Source organism: Nonomuraea sp. NPDC050202, assembly GCF_040656115.1.
Lineage (GTDB): Bacteria > Actinomycetota > Actinomycetes > Streptosporangiales > Streptosporangiaceae > Nonomuraea.
Genome location: NZ_JBFALF010000010.1, coordinates 264,541 through 281,870 on the forward strand (window position 1 = coordinate 264,541; position 17,330 = coordinate 281,870).

Below are 17,330 nucleotides of genomic sequence, written 5' to 3' on the forward strand. Positions count from 1 at the left end.
CCTAGATTGTGGTCCACGTCCTGGTCACTGTCAGCTCTGTGACCAGCCAGTCTTCCTCTTGGACCACCATCGTGTACTCGCCGAGCGTGTGCAGCACCGGCGCGGGGTCGAACACCCAGCGGGTGTAGTGGGCGCGGGCCGTCCACGTTCGTGGCAGGCCGCCGGGGGTCACGACGAGGTTGGAGACGTCGTGCCGGTGCGGCAGCGGCGAGGCCCACAGGCCGGTGAAGAACTCCGCCGCCCGGCCCGGCCTGTCGAAGCCGCCCGCGGGGAACGTGACGCGGGCGGAGCCGAGCAGCGCCACCGCGGCCTCGACGTCCTTGCGGTCGGCGATGTCGGTGTAGGTGTGCAGCACGTTGGCGATGTGGTGCCTCGCCTCCGCGCTCATCAGGCCCGCTCCTGCCACTGACGGACCCACGCGCGGCCGTAGTCGTTGCCGTGCGGGGTGCGCAGCACGGTGTGGACGTGGAACGGCTTGGGCGTGTCGTAGTCGAGGAAAACCCCGCAGTGGTGGTCGAGCTCGGCGATGAGCACCGGCGACTGCAGCCGGTAGTAGAAGACGTCGCCGGGCTGGTGCCCGCCGATCCAGCAGAACCAGGTCTCGTCGAGGTGCTCGGCGATCTCCCGCATCCGGGCGGCGCGCGGCCCTTCCGGCAGCAGCCGGACGAACGACCCGGCGATGGCCAGCGCGTGCTCCCGCGCCTCGGCCGGCACGTCGGTGAGGCGCACACCCTCGACCGGGATGATCCGGTTGTCCTGGAACGCCCCGGCCAGGTGCCGCTCGTCGCCCGGATGCACCCGGCCCTCCGGCATCGCCGGATCGACCATCCGCTCGTACACGACGGCCTGCCTCCGCCGCTCCTCCGGCAGGGCGGCCATCAGCCGCAGCCCGAGTTCCACCCGGTCGGCGAACAGGTCGTGGAGGCCGGCGTGCGGGCCGGCGTCGATCTCGTCGGGCTCGGCGCCGAGGAACACCGGCGACAGCGCCATGCGCCCCTCGACGACCAGGCAGTTGAGCGCGCAGTGGTGGCCGTAGAGCTGCCATCCCCACGGGGCCCGCAGGTCGGGGGTGCCGTAGAGGGCGAGGTTGTAGCTGTACTCGTTGAGTATGGTCTCCAGGCCGACGACCTCGCCGAGGAAGCCGTTGACCAGCATCATCGCGTGCGCCAGCCGGAAACCCTCCGGCGAGAGCGAGGCGCGCACCAGGGCCAGCGCCCGCTCGCGCACGGCCTCCGGCTGCAGGTCCAGCCGCAGGCCGGTGTCGAACTGCATGAACTCCGGGTTGGCCCAGGTCTGCCACTCCACGGCGTCCACGGCGTACGAGATCCGCTCGCGCCCCTCGCCGTCCAGGGCGGCGAGCAGGTCGTTCGCGGCGCTCACCATGGCCTCGACCGGCGCCTCCTCCCCCGGCTCCGCGGGCTTGAGCGGGTAGAGGCCCGCGCGCAGGACGCCGTCCTCGGTGACGCCGTGGAAGTCGTTCCTGTAGAGCGGCGTCCAGCCCTCGACCAGGCCGCCGGTGAACGTGCCCGGCTTCCTGGCGAACTCGCGGTAGGCGTACGGGTCGAGGCCCCGCACCTCGGCCAGCCTCGGGTGATCGTGCGGGAACAGGTACTGGCGGTACTCACCGGGCATGAGTGGCCCCTTCTTACGTGGTGGTGTTGTGCCGGGCGACGGCGGCGCGGACCGCGGCCTCGTCGCCGCCGGCGATCGCCTCGACCAGGTCGGCGTGGACCTGGTAACGCTCGGCGCGGTAGCCGGCGGCGGCGGCCGGGTCGTCGTCGAAGCGGGAGGACGCGGCGCCCAGGTGGCCGAGGGTCCCGGTGTAGACCGCCCGCGCCATCGCGTTGGGGCTGATCGCGGCGATCCGCTCGTGCAGCGCCCAGTTGGCGCGCATGAAGCCGTTCCAGTCGGGCGCGGCGCGGAGCTGCCGGAGCAGGCCGCGCAGGTCGGCGACGTCCTGGTCGGTGCGGTGCCGGGCGGCGCCGACGTCGATCAGCTCCTCCAGGTGGTCGCGCAGCTCGATGGCGTCGGCGACCGTACCGGGCTCCTCCTCGACGCTCAACAGCGTGTGCCGCAGCCGTACCACCGGCCCGCGCTCGGCGACGAACAGCCCGCCGCCGCGCCCCGGCCGGATCTCCAGCACGCCCCGGTCGCGCAGCAGCCGGACGGCCTCGCTGACCGTGGCGTAGGCGAGGCCGGTCTCCGCGCGCAGCGACTCCAGCGTCCCGACCGGCTCTCCCGGGGCCAGCCCGCGCGTGCGGATCCGGTCGTCGAGCAGGGCGGCCAGTTGCTCGGCACGCGTACGCGCGCCCTGTCCCAGGCCGGTCAGGGCTTGTCCGGGGGAGGAACTCTGCGGCATAGTCCTTATCTAAGCACAAACCTTCGAACCTTTAGAAGGGTTCGTACCTTCCGTCCCAGGAGAGGTGACCGATGAGGATCGTGGGGATCTGCCGGAACGGCGGCCCGGTCGAGGTGGCGTCGTTGTCGGCCGACGGCACCGAGGTCGCGGTGCTGGCGCCGCTGGAGCGGTTCTGGGCCGACGCGCAGGGCTTCCTGTCCAGGGAGCCGGCCGGTGAGACGGTTCCGGCCCCGGAGGTCACGTTCGTGCCGCCGGTGCTGCCCGGCGCCCGGGTGATCTGCATCGGGCTGAACTACCTCAAGCACGTCGAAGAAGGCTCCTTCGCCGGCAAGGACCTGCCGCCGCACCCGACGCTGTTCGCCCGGTGGACGCAGTCGCTGACCGTGGACGGCGCCCCGGTGCCGGTCCCGGCGAACGAGGACGGCCTCGACTGGGAGGGCGAGGTCGTCGCGTACGTCGGCGCGCCGCTGGTGGACGCCGGCCCCGAGCAGGCGCTGGCCGCCGTCGTCGGCTACTCGGCCTTCAACGACCTCACCTCGCGCAGGGCGCAGAAGCTGACCAGCCAGTGGATCCTCGGCAAGAACGGCGACAGCTCCGGCCCGCTCGGCCCCATGGTGCCCGCGGCCGAGGTCGGCGACCTGCGCGACGGCCTGCGCGTGCGCACCCGGGTCAACGGCGAGGTCGTGCAGGACGGCAGCACCGACGAGATGGTCTACACCGTCGGCGACACGCTCTCGCTCATCTCGCGCACGTTCACCCTGCGCCCCGGCGACCTGCTCGCCACCGGCACGCCCGCCGGGGTCGGCTACGCCCGCACTCCCCCGTGGCTGCTGCAGCCGGGCGACGTGGTCGAGGTCGAGGTCGAGCGCCTCGGCACGCTGCGCAACCCGATCGTCGGCAACGACGCCCGGCTGCGCCCCGCATGAGCAGGCCGTCCGCCCGCGCCCTGATCGAGGCCACGGTCGATCCCGGCAGCTTCCGCTCCTGGGACGAGCCGATCGAGCGGGCCGCGTACGAACCCGGCTATCTCGCCGTGCTCCGGCGCGCGGAGGAGCGGGCCGGCACCGACGAGGCGGTGCTCACCGGGCAGGCGTCGATCCGCGGGCACGCGGCGGCGCTCGTCGTCAGCGAGTTCGGCTTCCTCGGCGGCTCCATCGGCGTGGCCACGGCGGAGCGCATCGTCGCCGCCGTCCGGCGGGCCACGCGCGAGCGGCTGCCGCTGATCGCCGCGCCGGCCTCGGGCGGGACCCGCATGCAGGAAGGCACGCCGGCGTTCGTCCGGATGGTCGAGATCAGCCGGGCCGTCGTCGCGCACAAGGCCGCCGGGCTGCCGTACCTCGTCTACCTGCGCCATCCCACGACCGGCGGCGTGTTCGCCTCCTGGGGATCGCTCGGGCACGTCGCGGTCGCCGAGCCGGGGGCGCTCATCGGCTTCCTCGGGCCGCTCGTCTACCGGACCCTGCGCGGCGAGCCGTTCCCGGAGGGGGTCCAGGTGGCCGAGAACCTGGTCGACAAGGGCATCCTGGACGCGGTGGTCCCGACGGGCGAGCTGGCCGACCTCGCCGCCCGCGCCCTCGCCCTCCTCTCCGGCACCCCCCGCCCGGCCGCACCCCTCCCCGGCACCCTTCACTCGAACGCGCCCCTCCCCGACACTTCCCGCCCGGCCGCGCCCCTTCCGGATGGGGAGGCTCCGGTCGCCGGAGGTGACGCGTGGTCCTCGATCGCCCTCACGCGTCGCCCCGACCGGCCCGGCGTGCGGGAGCTGCTCCGGCACGCCGCCGACGACGTCCTGCCGCTGCACGGCACCCAGCTCGGCGAGACCGACGACGCGCTCCTGCTGGCGCTCACCTCGTTCTCCGGCACCGCCTGCGTCCTCGTCGGGCAGGACCGCCGCACCCAGTCCCAGCACCGCCCCCTGGGCCCGGCCGCGCTGCGCGGCGCCCGCCGCGGCATGCGCATCGCCCAGGAGCTGCGCCTGCCGCTGATCTGCGTCATCGACACCCCGGGGGCGGACCTCTCGGCGGCGGCCGAGGAGGGCGCGCTGGCCGGCGAGATCGCCCGCTGCCTGGCCGAGATGGTGGAGCTCACCGTCCCCACCGTCTCGGTGCTGCTGGGCGAGGGCACCGGCGGCGGCGCGCTGGCGCTGCTGCCGTCCCGCCGGGTGATCGCGGCGAGCAACGCGTGGTTGTCACCGCTCCCGCCGGAGGGCGCGAGCGCGATCCTGCACGGCGGCCCCGACCAGGCGCCCGCAGTGGCCAGGCTGCAGCGGGTACGCGCCGCCGACCTGCTCGCCGCGGGCATCGTGCACGCCGTCGTGCCCGAGCACGTGCCCGCCCACGAGGACCCGGCCGGCTTCGCCCGCCGCATCGCCGACGAGTGCGTCCGCCAGATCGCCCTCCAACGCTGAAGCGGACGCCCCGGCCCTCCGAACGCTGAAGCGCGCACTCGCCCTCCACCGCTGAAGCGGGCGCACCCGTCCGCCGGCGTCGAGGGGGCCGCCGGTTCAGGCCGGTCGTTGCAGCAGCTCGCCGATCCGGGCCAGCTCCGCCGCGCTCAGCGGCCCGTGCCGGAGCGCGCCCGCGTTCTCCTCGGCCTGGGCCACCGTCCTGATCCCGGGGATCGGCACCGTACGGTCGCTGCGGCCCAGCAGCCAGCCCAGCGCGCCCTGCGCGAGGGTACGGCCGCCGGAGGTCAGGATGTCGCGGATCGCCTCCATCATGGCGAGGAACTCCGGGGCGGGCCGGCCGTCGCGGAAGAGCGTCATCCACGCCGGCGAGTCCCCGCGCACGTCGTTCATCGGCAGCCGGGACTGCGGGCCGTACTTGCCGGACAGCAGCCCCATCGCCAGCGGCCCCCGGTTGACGGACGCGAGCTCGTGCGTCTCGCACACGGCCAGCATCGCCGGGGCGTCACGCAGGACGCTGAGCTCGTGCTGCACCGCCGCGCAGTGCGGGCCCTTGGCGAAGGCCGCCGCCCGTTCGGGGTCGTCGGTGCTCCACCCGTAGGCGCGGATCAGCCCGTCGTCGACGAGCTCCTCCAGCGTGGCGACCAGGTCGTCCACCTGCTCCAGCGGCGCGTCGCCGATGTGCAGCTGGTAGAGGTCGATGCGGTCGGTGCCCAGCCGGTCCAGCGACGCCCGGCAGGCCTGACGGATGTAGCCGGGTGAGAGGTCGCGGCCGGTGACGGTGCGGGCGCCCGCGTCGAAGACGTTGCCGAACTTGGTGGCGATGACCACCTCGTCCCGCCGTCCCGCCAGCGCCCTGCTGAGGACGCGCTCGCTGTGGCCGGTGCCGTAGACGTCGGCGGTGTCGAAGAAGGTGATCCCGAGGTCGAGCGCGCGGCGCACCGCCGCGACGGACTCCTCGTCGTCCACCTCCCCCCATCCCGCGGGCTTGCCGCCGGACGTGAACGGCCCGCCGATGGCCCAGGCGCCGAACCCGATGGCGCTCACCTGGATGCCGCTCCGTCCAAGCTGCCGAAATGTCATGTCAGGCTCCCTCGTGCCATGGACGCTGCCGAGGACGACGTTGCCACCTGGACCAGGGTCCAGGTCAAGAAGCACTGGCGCCCGATATGTCATCGGGCGGAGCATTCAGGTCATGACCACCCGCGATGACGCCATCCTGGTCGGGACTCCCGACTTCAAGGCCGACGCCCACGCCCGCTACGCCGAGCTGCGGGAACGGGGCCCGATCCACCGCGTGCGCTCCGCCGACGGCTCGACCGTCTGGCTGGTCGTCGGGTACGAGCTGGGCCGGGAGGCGCTGGCTCACCCGAAGCTGAGCAAGGACCCCGAGCCGTTCGCCCAGCGGCTGCGCGCCGCCGGGCAGCACATCATGCTCGCCGGCTCCGGCTTCGGCGGCAACATGCTGACCGCCGATCCCCCCGAGCACACCAGGCTGCGCCGCCTGGCCTCCAAGGCGTTCACCGCGGGCGCCGCCGAACGGCTCGCCCCGCGCATCGAGCAGCTCTCCCATCAGCTCGTGGACGCTTTCGCCCCCGCCGGCCAGGCCGACCTGGTCGCCTCGTTCACCAGGCCGCTGCCCATGGCGGTCATCTGCGAGCTGCTCGGCGTCCCCGAGGAGCGCCGCGCCGACCTGCAACGCTGGACCCGCGAGGGCATGAGCAACCCCTCGGAGAGGCAGCGGGCCGCCCTGCTGGCGCTCAACTCCTACCTGCGCGGCCTCCTCGACGACAAGCGCCGCGCCCCCGCCGGGGACCTGCTCTCCCAGCTCATCCGCGTGCATGACGACGACCACGGCCGCCTGTCCGACACAGAGCTGCTCGGCACCGCCGTCCTGCTGGTCGTGGCCGGCCACGAGACCACCGTGAACCTGCTGGGCAACGCCCTGGCCGCCCTCCTCGACCACCCGGAGCAGGCCGCGCGGCTCAGGGCGCGGCCGGATCTCGTCCCGGCGGCGGTGGAGGAGTTCCTGCGCTTCGACGCTCCCGTCGAGACCACGCCCGCCCGCTTCGCCACCGAGGACCTCACCCTCGGCGGGCAGCACATCCGCGCCGGTCAGGCCGTCGCGGTCGCCCTCACCTCGGCCGGCCGCGACGCCCTCCCGCCGGACGAGGCCGCCCGCCTCGACGTGACCCGCCCCGAGCCGCGGCACCTGGCCTTCGGTCACGGCATCCACTACTGCCTGGGCGCCCCGCTGGCGCGCGTCGAGGCCGCCGTCGGGCTGCGCGTGCTGCTGGCCCGGCTGCCCGGGCTGGCCTGGGCCGACCCGTCGGCGGGGGTGCGCTGGCTGCCCGCCGGCATCACCCGCGGCCCCGTCGCCCTGCCCGTGCGGTTCGCCGCCTCCGTCATCCGGAAGGCCGTACCGGACGAAGGAGGGACAAACGGCTGACGCCGCACACATATCAGGTGGTGGTCCCGGTGCGCGGGGTGGCCGGGATCCACCACCCGGGGGACGCGCCGGGGGCGGTGCGCGCAAGGGCGATGGATGAACTTCACTACGAACCGGGGGAAAGCGCACGTGCTCGGCCCGAACCGAGGGAAGGCGCGCGTGCTCACCCCGAAGCGGGGAAGGGCGCGCGTGCTCGCCACGGCCGCCTTGGCGCTGGCGGTCACCGGAACGGGCGTCGGAACGGGCATTGGAACGATCCAAGCGGCGGCCTTACCCGGCACCCCTGCCTGCGGGCCTGCCACGTGCGCGGCGGACGGCAGGCCCGGCCGCTACACCCTCACGCTGCGGCGCGGGCTCGACACCTACCGGACGTGGGCCACGTTCCTGGCGCTGGGGCCGGGCGTCGCCGCGCACCCGTCCGTCCTGCGCGGGACGTCCGTACTGCGCGGGACCGTCGCCGGTCTGGCCGAGCCGCTGGGCCGCCCGAAGAGCTCCTCGTTCAGCAAGCCGCTGACCCGGGCGATCGACCAGTACCTCGGCGCCGTCCCCGGCCAGGTGGCGGTGTCGGTGCGGGACCTGTCGACCGGCCTGTCCTACTCCTACAACCCCGGGCTCAGGACGGCCACGGCCAGCATCGTCAAGGTGGACATCGTGATGGCGCTGCTGCTCAAGGCCCAGCGCCAGCGGCGCGGCCTGACCGCCGGGGAGCAGCGGGCCGCCGCACGGGCCATCCGGGTCAGCGACAACGCCGCCGCCTCGGCGCTGTGGTCGGCGATCGGCGGCGCGTCCGGGCTGGCCGCCGCGAACCGGCGGTTCGGCCTGCGCGAGACGAGGCCCGACCCGAGCGGGGCGTGGGGCTCGACCACCACCAGCGCCGCCGACCAGGTCCGGCTGCTGGCCGCGCTCACCTCGCCGCGGAGCCCGCTGTCCGCGAAGAACCGCCGGTACGTGCTGGGTCTCATGGGAGGTGTGACACCCGGGCAGGCGTGGGGTGTGAGCGCGGCCGGGCGCCAGGGGGCGGACGTCGCGCTCAAGAACGGCTGGCTGCCGCGTCCCCGGCACGGCGGGCGGTGGACGGTCAACAGCATCGGGCGGGTACGGACGCGGGGGCACACGTACCTGATCGCCGTCATCTCCCACCGGCACGGCTCGATGGGCGCGGGCGTGCAGGCGGTGGGCAAGGTGAGCCGGCTCGTCACCGACACCCTGTCCCAGCAGGGCTGAGGTGCCGTGAGACCGTCTCCGGCCCGGCGCAGCCGAGGCGCCGTGTGACCTGGAGCGGCAATCTTTCGGTCAGCCGCCCGTCGACGCGAAGATCTGCCCCACGTCCGGCCTGGCCTTGAGGAACCCGAAGCCGTGCATGAGGTCGGCCAGCTTCTGCACGCCGGCCCTGTCGGCCTCCATCGTGAACTCGCCGACCCGCATGGCCGCCGCCACGTCCCCAGGGATCTGCGTGTACGTCGGCACGACCTCGTCGATGGCCTTGCGGTCGGCCCCGGCGATCTGCTGCCCCTTGGCCAGCGCCCGGTGCAGGGCTGCGGCCGTCTTCGGGTACCTGGCCAGCCACTGCTCCGTGACGCCCCACCCGTCGATCGGCACGCCCGCCGTGGGCCCGCCGATGGTGTCGACGATCTGGACGGCGCCGTCCTTCCTGGCCGCGCTCAGGAACGGCTCCGCCAGCCAGGCCGCGTCCACCTTCCCCGAGGACAGCGCGCCGAGCTGGTCGGCGAAGGGCACGGCGACGAACTTGACGTCGTCCGGCTTGAGCCCGGCCTGCTGCAGGTGGGCGTTGACCACCGTGTGCCCGAGCGTCTTGAGGACGTTGACCGCGATGGTCTTGCCCTTCAGGTCGGCCACGGTCCTGATCGGCGACCCCTCGGCCACGACCACCGCGCAGAATCCCGGAGCGCCTCCCATCGTGTGCTGGAACAGCTTGAGCTTGGCGGCACCCGAGTCGTTGATCGTCATGAGCGAGACGTAGCTCGTCAGGAACGCGTCCATGCTGCCGTTGACGATCTTCGGCATGACGGCGGTGGGCGCCTGGATGATCTCGGTCTTGACGGTCAGCCCCTCCTCCTTGAAGAAGCCGCGCTTCTCGGCGATGAACAGCGACGCGGCCGACGCGACCGGCACCACGCCGATCAGCAGCTCGCTCTTCTCCAGCCCGCCGGAGGACGCGCCCCTCTGTCCCCCGCCCCCACCGCCACCGCACGCGCCGAGCGCCAGCGCCACTGCCATACCCGCGACAACGATCCTGGTCAGTCGCATCGCCACTGCCTTTCCGAGTCCGGTGGTGCAAGTGGAACGCGCCTGCCGGAGGCCCTGCCCAGCAGGCGGTTTGCACAGGATCTTGACTGCCTTGACAGCGTACGCCGGGGTTGTTTCACACCGCATTCAGCCGCGAAAAGGCGATGTATGACTCGTATTTCTTCTGTACGCTTGGCGGCGTGACGATCGAGAGCACACGCGCGGCGGTGACCTGGCCGCGAAGGCTCGCCTGGGGAGCGCTCGCGCTGTTCCTGGCCGCCTTCGCGGTCTTCGAGAGCGCCAAGTACGGGCTGCCCACCACGTCGGCCGCGCTGGCCTTCTTCGTCCTTCCCGACGCGGCCCGGCTCGCCGGAGCCCGCCTGCCGGGCCCGCTCCACCAAGCCGTGCACCGGGTGTGGATCCCGCTGGTGGTGCTGGTCGGCTACTCCTTCGGCCCGATCGTGTGGCCTCCGCTCTTCACCGCCGGCCTGAGCTGGCTCACCCGCATCGCCATCGATCGCACCTTCGGACGCAGGCCCCCTCCGTCCCGACCTGGCCGGGAAGCTTCTCACGACCTGGGCGGAACCGTCTCATGAACGTGGGCGGGCAGCTTCTCATGAAGGCCCGGGCGGACGGCTTCTCGTGAAGGACGTGGACGGGAAGCTCGCCGATCAGCCGTCCTCACAACCGCAGCTACGCCTCCTGACCAGGGCCGCGCTCGGCGAGTACGGCGGAGACGCGCTGTCGAGCAACAGGTCGACGGCCTGCCGCGCCATCGCTGCGAGAGGCTGCCCGGTGGCGGTCAGCGACGGTGCGGTGTAGGCGCTGTCGGGGGTGCCGTCCAGGCTGATGACGGCCATCCCTCCGGGGACGGGCAGGCCGGTGGCGCAGGCCCCGGACAGCAGCCCGATGGCCTGCTCGTCCGTGGCCGCGATCACCGCTCTCGGCACCTCGCCCGTCGCCGCCAGCTGCCGGATCAGCGCATCGGCCTCGGCACGGGCGTAGCCGGAGCGCAGCAGCACGCCCCGCCCTCCGGTGGCCGCCTGCCAGACCTCCCGCCGCCGGCCCACCGGGCCGGTGTCCTGCGGGCCCGCCAGGAAGGCGATGTCTTGGTGACCGTGTTCACGCAGGTGGGCGACCGCTTCCCGGACCGCTTGCCCGTTGTCGGCCGTGACCAGGGGCGTGTCACCCGTGGCCGGCCCGTTGTGCAGGTAGACGGCGGGCACGCCGGCCGCCCGGGCGTGCATGGCCACGTCGTCGCCCGCGTCGGCGGAGGCGATCACCAGGCCGTCGACCCGGGCGTCGAGGAAACGTTCGACGAGATGCCGCTGGCGCTCGGCCGAGTAGCCCGCGTTGCCGATGAGCATGAGCCGGCCGTGCCCCGCGAGCGCCTGCTCGACGTGCCCGGCCAGTGCGCCGAAGTACGGGTTGAGCGCGTCCGCCAGCACCAGGCCCACCACGCCGGTGGTGCGTGAGCGCAGCGCGCGGGCGATGCGGTTGGGGCGGTAGCCGAGCTCTTCGGCCGCGGCCAGCACGCGTTCGCGGGTCGCTGCGGCGACCGGGCGGGGGCCGTTGTTCATGACGTAGCTGACGACCGCCGTCGAGGTGCCGGCCCGGCGGGCCACGTCGGCCACGGTGATCTGCCTGCTCATGGGCTTTACATTCTCGCATCTATTCGATTAGATACTGCATCCGTGATCTAATCGATTAGACGAGGTAGCGCGTGCCGGGACTTCCCCTCCTCATCGACACCGACACCGGCTCGGACGACGCGGTGGCCCTACTGCTGGCGGTCGCCGTCGGCGACGTACTCACGACCGGCGGCAGCGGCGTGCCCGCAGCCGGCGACGGTGACCTGCCCACGGCCGGTGGCGACAACGTGCCCGGGGCCGGTGGCGACAACGCCCCCGCGGTCGGTGGTGATGTCCGCGCTGTGACCACCGTGGCGGGCAACGTGCCGCTGGCCACGGCCACCCGCAACGCCCTGATCACGCTGGGGCTGGCCGGGCGCGCCGATGTCCCCGTCCACCCTGGCTGCGACCGGCCGTTGACGCGCCCGCCGTCCACCGCCCAGCACGTTCACGGGCGCGACGGCATGGGCGACACCGGCCTGCCCGATCCGGCGCGCGGCCCCGCGGACGGCCATGCGGTGGACGTCCTGCTGTCCCTCCCCCACCGCCACCCCGGCGAGCTGACGCTCGTCACCCTGGGCCCGCTCACCAACCTCGCCGCCGCCCTGCTCCGCGACCGCGACCTGCTGACCCGGTTCCGCCACGTCTACTGCATGGCGGGCGCGGCGGACCTGCGCGGCAACATCTCCCCCACCGCGGAGTTCAACGTCTGGGCCGACCCCGAGGCCGCACGCATAGTGCTGCGGGCGGCCACGCCCGAACGGGTCACCTGGATCGGCTGGGACGTCTCGCGCAAGTACGCCGTCATGACCCCCGACGACCAGCGCCGCCTGGAAGGCCTCGGCACTCCCCTGGCCGCCTTCGCCCACCGGATCAACCGGACGGTCGCCGACTGGGCCCGCGACGTCACGGGTCTGGCCGGCTACGACCTCCCCGACCCCGTCGCGATGGCGGTGGCCCTGCGCCCCGAGCTGGTCCTCGGCAGCGAGCAGGCCCACGTGGACGTGGCGGTCGGCGACGAGACCCGCGGCCAGCTCGTCATCGACCGCCGGCGCGCGGCGCCCCCGCCCAACCTGACCCTGATCCGCCGGGTCGACGAGCCGGGCTTCAAACGGCTGCTCTTCGACGCCCTCACCACCACACCCCCGGACGCCTGCACCCCCGCGCCCCTGGACACCTGCACCCCCGCGCCGCTGGACGCCTGCACTCCCGCGCCGCTGACGGAAGGACCCGCATGACCGGCCGCCACGACCTGCACTGCCACCTCGACGGCTCCGTACGCCCCGCCACGATCGCCGAGCTGGCCCGCGAGCAGGGCATCGCCGTGGACCGTCCGGTGGCGGAGCTGGTCACCGCGCCTCCCGTCTGCGGCAGCCTGACCCGGTACCTCACCTACCTCGACCTGCCGCTGCGAGTCCTGCAGACCCCCGAGGCGTTGCGCCGGGCAGCGCGCGAGCTGGTCGAGGACTGGGGCGCCGACGGCGTCGTCCACGGCGAGGCGAGGTTCGCGCCGCAGCAGCACGGACGGCTGGGCATGACGCCGGACGAAGCGGTGTCGGCGGTCGCCGCGGGGCTGGCGGAGGGACGCGCCGCGACAGGCGTGCGGACGGCGCTGCTGCTGTGCTGCCTGCGCCACCAGAGCCCGGAGGAGAGCCTCGCCGTCGCCGACCTCGCCGTACGGCGCCGCGACGTGGTCAGCGGGCTCGACCTGGCCGGCGACGAGCGGCTGTATCCCGGCGCGCCGCACCGGCCCGCCTTCGACCTGGCGCACCGGGCGGGGCTGCCGTGCACCGTGCACGCGGGCGAGGCGGCGGGGGCCGAGAGCGTGTGGGAGGCGATCGAGGTGCTCGGCGCCCGCCGGATCGGCCACGGCGTGCGCTGTGCCGAGGACGGCGCGCTGCTCGAACGCCTGCGCCGTGACCGGATCACGCTGGAGACGTGCCCGGTCAGCAACGTGCAGACCGGCGCCGTCCCCAGCCTGGCCGTCCATCCCGCCACCCGGCTGCTGGCGGCGGGCCTCGCCGTCACCGTCGGTACGGACGCGCGCACCACGTCCGCCACCTCGCTGACGCGGGAGTTCGCCGCCCTGCGCGAGGCGGCCGGCTGGACCGGGGAGCAGGAGCGGCTGGTACAGGAGCACGCCGCCGCCGGCGCTTTCAGCTGACGGCCGACCCGATGACCGACGGCCCGGCGACCGCTGAGCTGGTGACGACCGACCCGGTGATGGCCGGCCCGACCACGGCCGGCCCGATGACTGCCGGCCCGATGACTGCCGGCCCGGTCACCGTCCCAGGTCCGCGCGGCGGCGGTAGACGCCGTAGAGCCCGCCGGCCAGGGAGATGCCCATGATGGCGAGCAGCCGGACCCCGTCGGAGCCCCCGGTCACGTTGAGCTCGCCGACTGGATGGGTGAGGAAGCCGGTGGCCAGCGTCCAGGTCAGGACCCCCGTCACCACAGCGGCCCACAGGTCGGCCGCGACCACCGCGTACAGGCACGCGGCCACCCCCATGACGGCGAACCGCGCCTCGACCTGGGTGTCGGGAACCAGCAGGGCGGTGATCGCGCACGCGGCGACCGCCACGAAGAACCCGATACCGATCAGGAGTTCGGTGGGGCGCCGGCTGAAGGGCTTGGGGCTGCGGAGGAACATAAGTCCCCATTCAAGGGGGGCACGGGGGTTCGAGCAACCTGCCTACCGGTGAGGGGGCCGGGTTGCGCCCCGGCCCCCGGGTGTCACTGGAACGAGATGGAGTCGATGGTGATGGTGCTGTTGCCGCCGTGCCAGAAGCTCATCGCGAGCTGCCCGGGTGACGAGCGGTTGATGCCGTTGGCCGCCATCGGGAGCTTGATGTCCTGGTACGCGGTGGTGATGGCCGGGTGGCCGCCACCGTCGAGGGTGAAGTCGCCGAAAGCCTTGGTCACGCCGCCGAGGCCGAGGTGGAAGTGGCTCTGCTCGCCTCCTGCCGCTCCCTTGATCCGGATGACGAGATGGGTGTACGCGGACAGGCTGGTGTTGACGTCGCTGCCGAACCAGCCGCAGTTGTCGTAGCGCAGGCCGAGCGCCCCGCCGGACACGGCGCCCGAGCCGCCGCCGTTGAGGAAGCAGTTGCCGCCGGTCCACTTGCCCAGGTCGTTGCGCGCGGCCGACGGGTAGGCCGGGTTGCCGTCGAAGTCGTCGAGCACCAGGCCCGCGGTCGGCGACGGGAGGGTGGTGACGGTGACGGGCGCCGACGCGGCCGAGGTGTTGCCCGCCGCGTCGTACGCCTTGACGGTGTAGGTGTAGGAGGTCGCGGGGCTCAGCCCGGTGTCGGTGAACGAGGTCGTCGCCGAGGTGCCGGCCTCGGTGGAGCCGCGGTAGACGCGGTATCCGGCCACGCCGACGTTGTCCGTGGACGCCGTCCAGGACAGGGCGACCGAGCCGGTGGTGCGGGACGGGGAGGTCAGCCCGGCGGGCGCGGTGGGCGCGGTGGTGTCGGTGCCGCCGCCGGAGCCGACGGTGACCGGGCCGAGGCCGAGCCAGCCGTCCGCGCCCTGGGTGGCGTTGGCGAAGCGGAGCTTCTTGGCGTTCGCCGAGACGGCTTCCAGCGGGTTCTTCACCCGCAGGACCCACTGGTAGCTCCCGCTGGGTACGCCGGAGAGGTTCACGCCGGTCTGGAAGTACTGCGGGTAGCCGTAGTCCAGGTAGGCCGGGTCGGAGCCGGCGCCCCAGTCGGGGAACGCGCGGATCTTGAGCGGCATGACCGTGCGCAGGTCCCACGGCGTGTCGAACGTCTTGACCACGGTCCCGGCGCTGTTCTTCAGCCCGAGGGTGAGCGTCCACGGGTAGTAGAACGGGGCCACGCCGTTGTTGCTGATCCGCACGCCGACGTTCGTGGTGCCGCTCGCGGTGTTCTTGAAGTAGGCGTTGTCGACGGTGAGGTTGTAGCCCATGAGCCGGACGGCGGCCGCGACGTTCGGGTCGCCGGCCGGGTAGTTCATGCTCTGCTCGTTGATCTTCCAGGTGGTGTGCTCCAGCTCGATGCACGCCTTCATGTTGTCGACCTGGCCGGAGCCGCCGGGCCAGGACGCGAACGCCGACGTCTGGATCTCGGGCCTGACCTCGCCGCCCATCGACGCGGTGATCCACTTGTTCTCGGCGCCCACGTTGAGCGCCCGCTGGAGCTGGGCCCAGCCGGCGCCGCCGAGCGACTGCGGCAGCGTGACGCCGGCCAGCGGCGAGCCTTCCCGGTAGCAGAAGGAGTCGTCGTGGTAGCCGATGTCGAGGTTCGTCGCCGCGCCCGCCGCCGAGTCGGGGTAGCGCAGCTCCAGCTTGGTCTTGTCGAAGGCGTCGTCGTAGGCCCGCAGGATCTGCGCGGCGTGCGCGTCGGTCGGCATGAAGTTCGGGTACGAGTCGCCGCCGGTGTCGGTGTCGTACGGCCAGGTGTGCCACTCGCCCCAGAGCCCGATGAGGCCCAGGTGGATGAACCCGATGCGCGGGTCGCCGTCGTAGCGGGCGCCGAAGGCCGCGATGAAGTCGCCGAGCGCGTCGAGCAGGTACGGGTTGTCGTAGTCGGGGCTGGTGGTGCTCCAGTAGGTGTTGGTCCGGTACGTGACGTGACCGTCGAAGCAGCGCGGGATGGCGTTGGCCGGGTGGCTGCCGCTGCCGCCGGGATACTCCAGGTAGAAGCGCACGGCGGCCTGGTTGCCGTACGAGGCGATCTCGTTCAGCGCGCTGTCGAGCAGGGACCAGTTGATCTTCGAGCAGTCGGCCGGGTCGGTCATCACCTCTGACAGGCCGAAGTAGCTCCACGTGAGGGAGTGCGGGTAGCCGGTGTTCTGGTCGCTGCCCGGCCAGTAGAAGCGGGCGAAGCCCTTGAGCGGGTTGTCCAGCGGCGCGGGCGCGGCCGTCAGCGGGTGTGCCTGGAGCGACGGGTCGGGCGACGCGGGGGCCTGCGGCCGGGGCGGGACCCCGCCGGGGACCGGCGCGAGCGCCCACGCCTGGGCGGCCGGGAACAGGGCCAGCGCGACGGCGGCCAGGGCGGCTAACAGGGCCTGGCGAAGCCGCCTCGACGGTCGTACGGGGACAGGCATGGGTGAGAAACCTCCGGGATACGTGGCTGCAGGCGGGTCGCCGCGGACCCGCCACGTGAGGGTTGACGTGGGACGAAGGAACTCGGAGACGTTGCCGCAGCTCGCCAAGATATGATGAGCTATTGACAAACTTCCGATGCCCCACATCATTATTCGGGAGTCACTCCGTGACAAGAGGGCAATTTCACCAAGCGCCGAGGACGATGATGAGAACGATGCGGACCGAGGAACGGTCGCAGGCCGCCGAGCCGCCGGACGACACCGGCGCCCCCCGGCGAAGACGGCCCCGGCCGCGTGACGACCGCCGGGCGGCCTGGCTCTTCCTGATCCCCGCCCTCGCCGGCTTCGTGATCTTCTACGGCTACCCGACCGTGCGCGGCGTCTGGTACTCGCTGACGGACTACAACCTGCTCAACGATCCCGCGTTCGTCGGCGGCGAGAACTACGCACAGCTCGTGCGCGACCCGCAGTTCTGGCACTCGCTCGGGGTCACCGTCTACTACGTCGTGATCAACATCGGCTCGCAGATGCTGCTCGGGCTGCTCCTGGCCGCGCTCATGCACCGCCTCACCCGGTCGGTGGCGCTGCGCGCGATGTTGCTGCTGCCGTGGCTGGTGCCGAACGTCACCGTCGCCCTGCTGTGGATCTGGCTGCTCGACGCCGACCTCGGCTTCGTCAACCACCTGCTCAAGGCGCTCGGCTTCGACACCGTCGGCTTCTTCGTCTCGCCCGACTGGGCCATGCCGACGATCGGCATGGTCAACACCTGGGCCTACACCGGCTACACCGCGCTGCTGCTCTACGCCGGCATGCTGCAGATCCCGCCGCACCTGTACGAGAGCGCCGCCCTCGACGGCGCCGGCGAGCTGCGCATGTTCCGCTCGGTCACGCTGCCGATGTTGCGGCCCGTCCTCGCCCTGGTGCTGGTGGTCTCGCTGATCGGATCGTTCCAGATCTTCGACACGGTCGCCGTGGCCGCGGGCGGCCGCGGGGCGACCAGCGCGATCAGGGTCATCTACTACTTCATCTACCAGCAGGCCTTCCAGTACTTCCACATGGGTTACGCCTCGGCGGCGGCGCTGCTGCTCGCGCTCATCCTCGGCGTGCTCACGGTCGTGCAGTTGCGGCTGCTGCGGGCGTCCCGCTCGGACCTGGCCTGAGGAGGCAACA

The 17,330-nt window shown here is 72.9% G+C and carries 16 protein-coding genes; 8 read left to right on the plus strand and 8 right to left on the minus strand.

Annotated elements, in window-relative coordinates; translation table 11 throughout:
• Position 1: 1 nt before the first annotated feature.
• The 3 genes from AB0I79_RS27345 to AB0I79_RS27355 are packed head-to-tail and all read right to left on the minus strand — an operon-like array spanning position 2 to position 2,359.
• Positions 2-388, minus strand: coding sequence for a nuclear transport factor 2 family protein (locus AB0I79_RS27345; RefSeq protein ID WP_357878134.1), 387 nt, complete (start codon positions 386-388; stop codon positions 2-4).
• Positions 388-1,632, minus strand: coding sequence for a DUF3500 domain-containing protein (locus AB0I79_RS27350; protein ID WP_357878137.1), 1,245 nt, complete (start codon positions 1,630-1,632; stop codon positions 388-390). The genes AB0I79_RS27345 and AB0I79_RS27350 overlap by 1 nt, the downstream gene beginning before the upstream one ends.
• 13 nt (positions 1,633-1,645) lie before the next feature.
• Positions 1,646-2,359, minus strand: a complete 714-nt coding sequence (locus tag AB0I79_RS27355) for an FCD domain-containing protein (RefSeq protein WP_357878140.1) — start codon at positions 2,357-2,359, stop codon at positions 1,646-1,648.
• Between the two features lie 71 nt (positions 2,360-2,430).
• Here AB0I79_RS27355 and AB0I79_RS27360 point away from each other — a divergent pair, with 71 nt between their 5' ends.
• Together AB0I79_RS27360 and AB0I79_RS27365 are read left to right on the plus strand one after the other, a co-directional pair.
• Complete coding sequence (locus AB0I79_RS27360; RefSeq protein WP_357878143.1) at positions 2,431-3,285, plus strand: fumarylacetoacetate hydrolase family protein; 855 nt, start codon at positions 2,431-2,433, stop codon at positions 3,283-3,285.
• Positions 3,282-4,766, plus strand: a complete 1,485-nt coding sequence (locus AB0I79_RS27365) for a carboxyl transferase domain-containing protein (protein WP_357878146.1) — start codon at positions 3,282-3,284, stop codon at positions 4,764-4,766. The genes AB0I79_RS27360 and AB0I79_RS27365 overlap by 4 nt, the downstream gene beginning before the upstream one ends.
• Positions 4,767-4,862: 96 nt before the next feature.
• On the opposite strand, the gene AB0I79_RS27370 is transcribed toward AB0I79_RS27365, so the two are convergent.
• On the minus strand, positions 4,863-5,846 hold the full coding sequence (locus AB0I79_RS27370) for an aldo/keto reductase (protein WP_357878149.1): 984 nt from the start codon (positions 5,844-5,846) through the stop codon (positions 4,863-4,865).
• 112 nt (positions 5,847-5,958) lie between these two features.
• On the opposite strand from AB0I79_RS27370, the gene AB0I79_RS27375 reads away from it, so the two are divergent.
• Together AB0I79_RS27375 and AB0I79_RS27380 are read left to right on the plus strand one after the other, a co-directional pair.
• Positions 5,959-7,212: a cytochrome P450 gene (locus AB0I79_RS27375; RefSeq protein ID WP_357878152.1), complete on the plus strand. Its 1,254-nt coding sequence runs from the start codon at positions 5,959-5,961 to the stop codon at positions 7,210-7,212.
• Between the two features lie 159 nt (positions 7,213-7,371).
• Positions 7,372-8,436, plus strand: a complete 1,065-nt coding sequence (locus tag AB0I79_RS27380) for a serine hydrolase (RefSeq protein ID WP_357878155.1) — start codon at positions 7,372-7,374, stop codon at positions 8,434-8,436.
• Between the two features lie 69 nt (positions 8,437-8,505).
• Here AB0I79_RS27380 and AB0I79_RS27385 read toward each other — a convergent pair whose 3' ends face one another.
• Positions 8,506-9,450 carry an ABC transporter substrate-binding protein gene (locus AB0I79_RS27385; protein ID WP_357878158.1) on the minus strand — a complete coding sequence of 315 codons (945 nt, stop codon included), beginning with the start codon at positions 9,448-9,450 and terminating at the stop codon, positions 8,506-8,508.
• A gap of 209 nt (positions 9,451-9,659) precedes the next feature.
• On the opposite strand from AB0I79_RS27385, the gene AB0I79_RS27390 reads away from it, so the two are divergent.
• Positions 9,660-10,055 (plus strand): hypothetical protein, encoded by a 396-nt coding sequence (locus AB0I79_RS27390; RefSeq protein WP_357878161.1) that lies wholly within the window; start codon positions 9,660-9,662, stop codon positions 10,053-10,055.
• A gap of 75 nt (positions 10,056-10,130) precedes the next feature.
• Here AB0I79_RS27390 and AB0I79_RS27395 read toward each other — a convergent pair whose 3' ends face one another.
• Complete coding sequence (locus AB0I79_RS27395) at positions 10,131-11,111, minus strand: LacI family DNA-binding transcriptional regulator (RefSeq protein ID WP_357878164.1); 981 nt, start codon at positions 11,109-11,111, stop codon at positions 10,131-10,133.
• A gap of 71 nt (positions 11,112-11,182) precedes the next feature.
• On the opposite strand from AB0I79_RS27395, the gene AB0I79_RS27400 reads away from it, so the two are divergent.
• Together AB0I79_RS27400 and add are read left to right on the plus strand one after the other, a co-directional pair.
• Positions 11,183-12,328, plus strand: a complete 1,146-nt coding sequence (locus tag AB0I79_RS27400; protein WP_357878167.1) for a nucleoside hydrolase — start codon at positions 11,183-11,185, stop codon at positions 12,326-12,328.
• A complete protein-coding gene (gene add, locus AB0I79_RS27405; RefSeq protein ID WP_357878170.1) occupies positions 12,325-13,254 on the plus strand; it encodes an adenosine deaminase in 930 nt (309 codons plus the stop codon). The genes AB0I79_RS27400 and add overlap by 4 nt, the downstream gene beginning before the upstream one ends.
• A gap of 117 nt (positions 13,255-13,371) precedes the next feature.
• Here add and AB0I79_RS27410 read toward each other — a convergent pair whose 3' ends face one another.
• Together AB0I79_RS27410 and AB0I79_RS27415 are read right to left on the minus strand one after the other, a co-directional pair.
• A complete protein-coding gene (locus AB0I79_RS27410; protein ID WP_357878173.1) occupies positions 13,372-13,740 on the minus strand; it encodes a hypothetical protein in 369 nt (122 codons plus the stop codon).
• A gap of 83 nt (positions 13,741-13,823) precedes the next feature.
• A complete protein-coding gene (locus AB0I79_RS27415) occupies positions 13,824-16,160 on the minus strand; it encodes a DUF4832 domain-containing protein (protein WP_357878176.1) in 2,337 nt (778 codons plus the stop codon).
• 215 nt (positions 16,161-16,375) lie between these two features.
• Here AB0I79_RS27415 and AB0I79_RS27420 point away from each other — a divergent pair, with 215 nt between their 5' ends.
• Positions 16,376-17,320, plus strand: a complete 945-nt coding sequence (locus tag AB0I79_RS27420; RefSeq protein WP_357878179.1) for a sugar ABC transporter permease — start codon at positions 16,376-16,378, stop codon at positions 17,318-17,320.
• Positions 17,321-17,330 lie beyond the last annotated feature (10 nt).